This is a genomic window from Mesorhizobium sp. M2E.F.Ca.ET.209.01.1.1 (genome assembly GCF_004010375.2).
Classification (GTDB): domain Bacteria; phylum Pseudomonadota; class Alphaproteobacteria; order Rhizobiales; family Rhizobiaceae; genus Mesorhizobium.
Window position 1 is genome coordinate 1 of the sequence record NZ_SADP02000062.1, and the last position, 970, is coordinate 970.

The 970-nt window shown below is 60.4% G+C and carries 1 protein-coding gene; it reads right to left on the reverse strand.

The window, feature by feature from the left end; translation table 11 throughout:
• Nucleotides 1-88: 88 nt before the first annotated feature.
• Nucleotides 89-931, reverse strand: coding sequence for an RNA ligase family protein (locus EN852_RS34540; protein ID WP_135879563.1), 843 nt, complete (start codon nt 929-931; stop codon nt 89-91).
• Between the last annotated feature and the right edge of the window lie 39 nt (nt 932-970).

The window sequence follows — 970 nt, forward strand, 5'->3', positions numbered from 1 at the left end:
TTGCCTCGCTGGTGAGGGATGAGCGGGCTGAAGCAGCGTGCGCCCTCCTGAGCCTGCCAGCTTTAACGAATGTGAATCAACAGCGATATTATTCCTCCCTAAAGTCCTGCAGCGACGCATGGCGTAAATCCTCTTCGCCGCGCATGTGCTTCACGCGTCCAACAAGACCAGGCTTGACCCATTGGGTTGCCGGCCGCTTCATTCCTTTCGGCCCCGGTCCGGAATGCTCCTGCACCCGCTGCCACAGCCGTTCCCGCATCTCGCGGTTTAACGTGATGAACGCTGCGCCAACATAGCGCCCTGTGCTGCGCTCGGCCATGAGAGCGAAAGCCGGTTTGCCGGGCTCCCGCTCGACGCCGAGCAAATCGTATTCATCGACGGCATAGGATTTGATTTTAAGCCACGCTGTCGAATTGCCGCTGCGATAAACGCTGTCCTTGCGCTTTGAAACCATGCCCTCAAGTCCGGCCTGGTCGATCAGATGAAAAATGGATTTCGCATCGCCTGGCAACACTTGGCTGAATTGGATGCGCTGTCGGGGCGGTACCAATGCCTCGAGGATATCGCGACGATCGATCAGCGGCATGTCGCGCAGGTCGTGGCCGTTCAGGTGGAGCAGATCGAACGCCACAAAGTACAGGTCGTGCTGGCGCGCGGTGATGGCCCGGCGCAGTTCGCCGAAGTCGGAATGTCCCGCCTCATCCAAGACGACGATTTCGCCGTCGATGATGGCGCTTTCGGCATTGAGCTCCCCGGCCGCTTTCACAAGATCCCGGTACTTGGCTGTCCAGTCGAGCCCGCGGCGCGTAAAGATGCGAACGCCATCGTCGTCGCGGATGATCTGTGAGCGATAGCCGTCGAACTTCACCTCATGCAGCCAGTCCTGGCCCGACGGTGCGTCCCGCTCCAGCGTGGCGAGCTGCGGTTCGATGAAGTCGAGTTTCGTGGCCCCGGCCTTGGCCTTGCCGGT